We start from the raw sequence: 7,084 nt of genomic DNA on the forward strand, positions 1-7,084 counted from the left end.
GTTTCCTTGATGTGCGATTCGTTATCGCGAGGCCGTCGCGAGGACGGCCGGAGTGCGCGGCTGCGAGAGCTTCTTCCCCGCGACCACCGTCGCGACCACGGCGGCGGCGAAGCCGAGGGTCACGATGTCGAGGGGCTCGCCGAGCAGCGGCACGGCGGCGAGTATGGAGAGAAATGGCTGCAGCAATTGTGTCTGGCTTACGCGCAGCGCGCCGCCCAAAGCGAGGCCGCGATACCAGGCGAAGAAGCCCACCCACATCGAGAACACGCCGACATAGACGAAGCCGACCCATGCGGACACGGCGACCGACTGCTCCGGCCAGAGCCACAACGTGCCCGGCAGCGAGACGGGCAATGCCAGCACGCAGACCCAGCAGATCACGCGCTCGGCACCCAGCGCCGGCGTGACCTGCGCGCCGTAGATGTAGCCCAGGGAAGCGGCGAAGACTGCGCCGACAAGCAGAACGTCCGCCCACTCGAAACCGAAGCCCGCGCCATGCGACTGTGCGCGAAGCAGAGAGAAAACGACCACGAGCAGGCTGCCTGCGATCGCGCACAGCCAGAAGCCGAGCCGCGCGCGCTGATGCAGCACCCATGCGGCGCAGGCCGCCGTGACCAATGGCAGAAGGGCCGTGATCACCGCTGCATGGCTGGCACTGACCACGCGCAGCGCGTAGGCCAGCAGCAAGGGAAAACCGATCGCATTGCCGAGCACCGCCATGCCCAATGGCTTCCATTGATGGCGCTTAGGCCTGGGTGCGCGCGTGACGAGCAGGAAGATGGCCGACAGCACGCCTGCCAGTCCTACGCGCCCGAGTGTCACGAACAAGGGCGAGAGTTGCGGCGCGGCCTGCGTGCCGGTGGCGAGGCGCGTCATCGGCAACGTGACGGCGAAGAAGGCCACCCCCAGGACGCCGAGCCACATGCCGAGCGTTTCGTCCTTGATCTTCATACGCTGATCATCCACCAGGCGGTGAGCACGAGGACCGCCGCCATCGCGCGGTTGAACCACAGGAGCCGTCGCCCCCGGGCCAGCCAGTTGCGCAGCAGCGCGCCGGCCAGTGCATAGACGAAGTTGCTGGCGAATGCGTAGACCAGCATGACCGGCGCCACGATCGCAAAACGCCGCAACGCATCCGGTTGGCCCGCGATCCAGCCTGCGACGAGTGTCAGGGCCAGGAGCCATGCCTTGATGTTGAGGAACTGCAGCATCACGCCCTGCTTGAAGCCGACCTGGAGTTGCTCGCCGTCCGCCTGTCCGAGCGCCGCGCTGCCGCTGAGCTTCCACGCCAGCCACAGCAGGTAGACGATGCCGAGCGCCTTGATGATCCAGCGGAGCGAAGGCACCGCGACGACGAGGGCGCCGATGCCGGCGGCGCACAGTGCGAGCAGCAGCGTCCAGCCGACGGGCACCGCGAAGATGAAACGCATGGCCCGCGGCAGACCGCCGTTGGCCCCCAGCGCAGTGGAGAGCGTGGTGTTCGGGCCCGGTGAGAAACTCATCGCCGTGGCCAACACCAGCAGCGCAGTGAATTCTTGCCAGTTCATGAGACACACTTTAAACTGAGCACCATTACAGTTCCAGTACAGATTGCCATACAAGAGGCGTGTCTGTATCGGCCTGACCATCGACACAGAACGCCGACGCGCATGCTGACACGCACCTCCACGCAGTCCCTGACTGAGCAACTCGCAGACCGATTTGCGGAGCGTATTCGCAATCGCCTGCTCGCCCCCGGCGCGCGCTTGCCTTCGGTGCGCGAGTGTGCGCGCCAGCAGGGGGTGAGCCCGCACACCGTGGTTGCAGCCTACGATCAGCTTCTCGCCCAGGGCCTGGTCGAAGCCCGCCGGCAACGCGGCTTCTATGTGCGCGACGCTGTGGCTGCCACCGGCGCGGCTGTATCGAGCACGAATCCTGTGGCCCCGCTACCGCCGCGCCCGACGGTCGTCGCGGATGCCAGCACGCTCATCCGCGGCATGTTCCACCGGCCGAGCGACAAGCCCCAACCCGGCATGGGCGTCTTTCCGCCCGATTGGATGGAGTCGACCTTCATGCCCGCCGCGGTGCGACGCGTCACCGGTACGAAGTCCCTGCAGGAGTTTTCGTTGCAGTACGGCGAGCCCGAAGGGGACAGCGGGCTGCGTCGCAGCCTCGCCATCAAGCTGGGCAGCATCAACGTGCCCGCGGGGCCGGAGCAGATCCTGACAACAGTCGGCGCGACGCACGCGCTCGACATCGTGAGCCGCACCCTGCTGCGCGCCGGTGATCCCGTGATAGTCGAGGAGCCGGGCTGGGCGCTCGAATTCGCGCGCCTCGAAGCGCTGGGCATGCGCATCCTTCCCGTGCCCCGCAAGGCCGACGGCCCTGATCTGGAGGTCATGGAGCGCTACTGCAACGCCGGTGAAGGCCATAAGCCCAAGCTCTTCGTGAGCGTCAGCGTGCTGCACAACCCGACCGGCTACAGCCTCACCCCGGGCAGCGCGCACCGCGTGCTCCAACTCGCGAACAAGCACGACTTTCACATCGTCGAGGACGACACCTACAGCCACCTGGCGCCCGAACATGCGACCCGGTTGAGCGCACTCGATGGCCTGCAGCGCACCATCTACGTGAGCGGCTTCGCGAAGATCCTCGCGCCCAATTGGCGCATCGGCTTCCTCGCGGCATCGCCCCCGCTGGTCGGGCGCCTGCTCGAAACCAAGCTGCTTGCCACGTTGACGACCCCCTCGCTGTTCGAGCGGGCCTTGGCCTGGTGCATCGACCAGGGGCAACTGCGTCGCCACGCGGAGCGCATTCGACTGCGTCTGGATGGGGCCAGGGGGCGAACCGTGAAGCTGGCGCTGGCTGCCGGCTGCAAGCTCGCCTCGGAGCCGGCCGGACTCTTCGGCTGGGTCGACACCGGCGTCGATACCGACGCGCTCACGCAGCGCATGCTCGACGAGGGCTACCTCCTGGCGCCGGGTTCCCTGTTCCATGCGAGGAGGCCGCCCAGTACCCTGATGCGAATCAACTTCGCGACCGCGCAGGATGCGACGTTCTGGAAGGTGTTCGCGCGCGTCAAAGGCCAGGTCTGAACGGGGCGTCGGGGCTCACAGGAGCCTGTCGGGCGCGAGTGGTCCGAACATCTTGAGCATCAGCCGGAGACTGGCGCTGGCGTCGGGCTCGGTGGTCGTGTCCTGGAGTCCGCTGCCTTGCGGCGCGCGCCAGACGAGGTGCCCGCCGTCGAGCTCGACATGCCATGCACCCTCGGTGAGTGCGGTCTCGATCTTGCCGGCGGCCACGTGTGAAAGCTCGTCGCTTCGAATGAGCAGCGCAATTTCTGTGTTCTGCAACTGGGAGCGCAGGTCGAGGTTCATCGAGCCCACGACCAGCAAGCGACCGTCCATCACCAGCACCTTCGAATGCAGCATCGATCGCGATTCGCCCGAGACGTTGCGACCGGAACTGCCGAACGCGTTGCTCAGTCCCGCCTGCTCGCTGCGGAGTTCATAGAGCTCGATGCCCATCGCGAGCAACTCTTCGCGATGCCGCGCATAGCCCACGTGGGCCACGGGCGCATCGTTCGAAGCGAGCGAATTCGTCAGCACCCGGATCCGTACGCCGCGCGCTCGTGCCGAAGCGAATGCCTGCTTCATGTCGGGGCCGGGGACGAAGTAGGGCGAGATGATCAGGAGGTCGTTCCGGGCCAGCCCGATCATTTGCAGCAGGCCTTCGACCACGGTGTCCCCGCTCGCGGCGGTACTGGCGGCGGCGCCAAGCGAATCGCTGGCTGGCGCCCCGGACGGGCGGCCTGACGGCCGCGACACCACCAGGCCTGGTGCCTTGCCGGTATCGGCGTTCTGGCTGGCGTTGTCCGCTGGAATCTTGCCCGGACGATCGGCCAGAACGGCCGCGGGCGCCCACACGAAATTCGCCGTGCTCAGGTCCAGCGCTTTCTGGTCCCAAGCATGGGCGCGCTGTTCGGCGGTCGGCGCCTGGTCTGGCTTGTCATCGTTCGCTGGCGCTGGCGAACCGTTGGCGTCCGTTCGGTCGCGCTGGGCCGCGTCGGACTGTCGTGTGCGCTCGCGCATCTCATCGAGTTCCTCGCGGGTCACCAGTGACTGAACCGGATAGGCGCGTTCGTTGTTCCAATAGGCATCGAAACTGCGCGAGAGATCCTGCACGATGGGCCCCGCGACCAGGACATCGAGATCGATGAAGTTGGCCTTGTTGGCATTGCCGAAGTAGGCGTCACCGAGATTGCGGCCACCCGTGACGGCCAGCACGTTGTCCGCGATGAAGAGCTTGTTGTGCATGCGCTGCTGGATGCGCGACGCGTCGTCGAGCGAGTTGAAGAGGCGCCCCACCGTCGAGGCCCGCGCGCCGGCGAGCGGGTTGAACATCCGCATCTCGACGTTGGGTTCGAAGGCAAGCCGCATCACGAGTGCGTCGCGGCCGGTGCTGTGGAAATCGTCCAAGAGGATGCGTACGCGCACGCCCCGCCGTGCCGCGTCGCGTACGCCTGTCAGCAGGCGTGCGGTGCTGGCGTCGGCGTGGATCGCGTAATACTGGAGGTCGAGTGTTTTCTGTGCACCCTCGACCAGCGCGAGCCTGCTGCCGTAGGCCGCGGGCGCACCGTCCAGCAGCATGAAGCCGGAGTCGTATCCGCCCTTCGCGGCTTCGCGGCGGCTTTGCACAAGCGTCGCCAGCGGCGTGCCCGCTGGTGCCGCCAGGGCAGTAGTAACCGGCCGATCGACGTTCTTGGGAAGCTCCGCGCACGAGGAGAGGCAGAACACGACTGCCCCGATCGCAAGGGAGCGGTGCAGCACGGCGGCGACGTGCCTGAGTAGTGACGACATGCGGTGTAGGGTGAGCCTGAGGTCCCGCATATATAGCGCGGCCCGCCCGTGCCGCAAGTCGGACAAAGGCGCCGTTATCCCTGGCGCACAGTGCCGAGTTCTTCCCAGCGTTCGAGTGCGGCAAGGAGTTCGTCATCGATGCGGGCATGGCGTTCGCCGAGCTCCGCCGCGCGCGAGGCATCGCTGGCGTAGATGGAGCCGCCGTCGAGTTCGAGGATTCCGGTGATGCGCTTCTGTTCGTCCTCCAGGGCGGCGATTTGCGCGGGAAGCGATTCGAGCTCTCGCTGTTCCTTGTAGCTGAGCTTCTTCCGTGTTGCGCGGGGCGTGTCCGCCGCCGGCGGCGCGGGCGTTGGGGCGGTCGGCGCGACAGGCGATGCCGCGGCCCTTTGCTCGGCGATTTCGCGGGCGCGTTTCGACTGGATCAGCCAGTCCTGCACGCTGCCTTCGTATTCGCGCCAGCGGCCATCGCCCTCGAAGGCGATCGTGCTTGTCACCACGTTGTCGAGGAAGGTGCGGTCATGGCTGACGAGGAAGACGGTGCCGTCGTAGTTCTGCAGCAGGTCTTCCAGGAGTTCGAGCGTATCGATGTCGAGGTCGTTCGTGGGTTCGTCGAGAACCAGCACGTTGGCGGGACGCGCGAAGAGGCGCGCGAGCAGCAGGCGATTGCGCTCGCCGCCGCTGAGCGAACGCACCGGGGAATGCGCACGTGCGGGTGAGAAGAGGAAGTCGGCCAGGTAGCTCTTGACGTGCTTTCGCTGGTTGCCGATCTCGATCCATTCGCTCCCGGGACTGATGAAGTCCTCCAGCGTCGCGTCGAGATTCAGCGCATTGCGCATCTGGTCGAAGTAGGCCACCTGAATGTTGGCGCCGCGTCGGACCTTGCCGCTGTCGGGCTCCAACTCGCCGAGGATCAGCTTCAGCAGGGTCGTCTTGCCGGCGCCGTTCGGGCCGATCAACCCGACCTTGTCGCCGCGAAGGATCGTGCCGCTGAATTTCCGGATGACGGTCTTCTCGCCGAACGACTTCGAAGCGTCGGTCAGTTCGGCCACGATCTTGCCGCTGGACTGACCCGTGGCCACGTCCATGTTGACGCTGCCGAGAACCTCGCGCCGCGCGGACCGGCTCGCCCGCAGTGCCTCGAGGCGGCCGACGCGGCTCTGGCTGCGCGTGCGGCGGGCCTCCACGCCCTTGCGGATCCATACCTCTTCCTGTGCGAGCAGCTTGTCGGCCTTCGCGTTGATGACGGCTTCCTGTGCGAGTTGCTCTTCCTTCTGAACGAGGTACTGTTCGAAGTTGCCTGGGTACGAGCCAAGCCTTCCGCGATCCAGTTCGACGATGCGCGTGGCGACGCGATTCAGGAAGCTGCGGTCGTGGGTGATGGTCACCACGCTTCCCTTGAAATCGATGAGCAGTTGCTCCAGCCATTCGATCGAGTCGAGGTCGAGGTGATTGGTCGGTTCGTCGAGCAGGAGCACATCCGGTGCGGCGACAAGGGCCTGCGCGAGGGCGACGCGTTTGCGGGTGCCGCCGGACAGGGAGCCGATGCGGGCGGTGCCGTCGAGGTGCAGGCGATGCAGCGTCTCGTCGACACGTTGCTCCCAGTTCCATGCGTCGAACGCTTCGATCTGAGACTGGAGCGCGTCGAGGTCGAGGCCCGGAGCGCCCGAGAGGTACTGGTCGCGAACCGCGATGACTTCCGAGAGTCCTGCACTTGCTGCGGTGAATACGTCGGCGTCCATGTCGAGGACGGGTTCCTGCGCGACATAAGTGACACGCACGCCTTGCTGCACTTGCAGTGTTCCGTCATCAGGCTTCTCGAGTCCCGCCAGGATCTTGAGGAGGGATGACTTGCCGGCGCCATTGCGGCCGATGAGGCCGATGCGCTCTGATTCGATGAGAGCGAAGTCCGCATGATCGAGCAGCGGGACGTGACCGAACGCCAGTTGGGCGTCGAGGAGTGTGATGAGTGCCATGTGGGCCGGATTATCGGATCGACCGCTCGGCATGGCCTATACTCGTCGGCTCGGCTGGAAACGCGAAGGCGTGCCCGGTCAGAGCTTGGCTCTTGTGCCTCTCTGACGAAGCCGAGAAAAATCCGAAGATGATTGACGAGGTTGAAAAAAACACGTCATAATCCAAGGCTCAGCTGAAAACGACCCAGCGCTGCTGCTTCCCTGGTGGGGGTGGTGATGAGGGGGTTGGAGGAGGCGGAGAAAAAAAGTCTTCGGACTTGGCGGGATTGAAAA

General features: G+C 65.8%; 5 protein-coding genes. 1 reads left to right on the forward strand and 4 read right to left on the reverse strand.

Going from position 1 to position 7,084, the window contains the following annotated elements; all coding sequences use genetic code 11:
• Window positions 1–21: 21 nt before the first annotated feature.
• Window positions 22–951, reverse strand: a complete 930-nt coding sequence (locus ACSFBL_RS32880) for a DMT family transporter (protein WP_435520013.1) — start codon at window positions 949–951, stop codon at window positions 22–24.
• The gene (locus ACSFBL_RS32885; protein ID WP_435520014.1) at window positions 948–1,547 is read right to left on the reverse strand and encodes a LysE family translocator; all 600 of its coding nucleotides are present in this window, start codon (window positions 1,545–1,547) and stop codon (window positions 948–950) included. Before ACSFBL_RS32885 ends, ACSFBL_RS32880 begins: the two co-directional genes overlap by 4 nt.
• Window positions 1,548–1,649: 102 nt before the next feature.
• On the opposite strand from ACSFBL_RS32885, the gene ACSFBL_RS32890 reads away from it, so the two are divergent.
• Entirely contained in the window at window positions 1,650–3,074 is a 1,425-nt protein-coding gene (locus ACSFBL_RS32890) for an aminotransferase-like domain-containing protein (protein WP_435520015.1), read from the forward strand.
• A 15-nt stretch (window positions 3,075–3,089) separates the two neighbouring features.
• Here ACSFBL_RS32890 and ACSFBL_RS32895 read toward each other — a convergent pair whose 3' ends face one another.
• Complete coding sequence (locus ACSFBL_RS32895; protein ID WP_435520016.1) at window positions 3,090–4,838, reverse strand: phospholipase D family protein; 1,749 nt, start codon at window positions 4,836–4,838, stop codon at window positions 3,090–3,092.
• Window positions 4,839–4,912: 74 nt separating this feature from the next.
• The gene (locus ACSFBL_RS32900) at window positions 4,913–6,811 is read right to left on the reverse strand and encodes an ATP-binding cassette domain-containing protein (protein WP_435520017.1); all 1,899 of its coding nucleotides are present in this window, start codon (window positions 6,809–6,811) and stop codon (window positions 4,913–4,915) included.
• Window positions 6,812–7,084: the final 273 nt, after the last annotated feature.

The organism is Variovorax glacialis, from assembly GCF_051216375.1.
In the GTDB taxonomy this organism is placed as follows: domain Bacteria; phylum Pseudomonadota; class Gammaproteobacteria; order Burkholderiales; family Burkholderiaceae_C; genus Variovorax.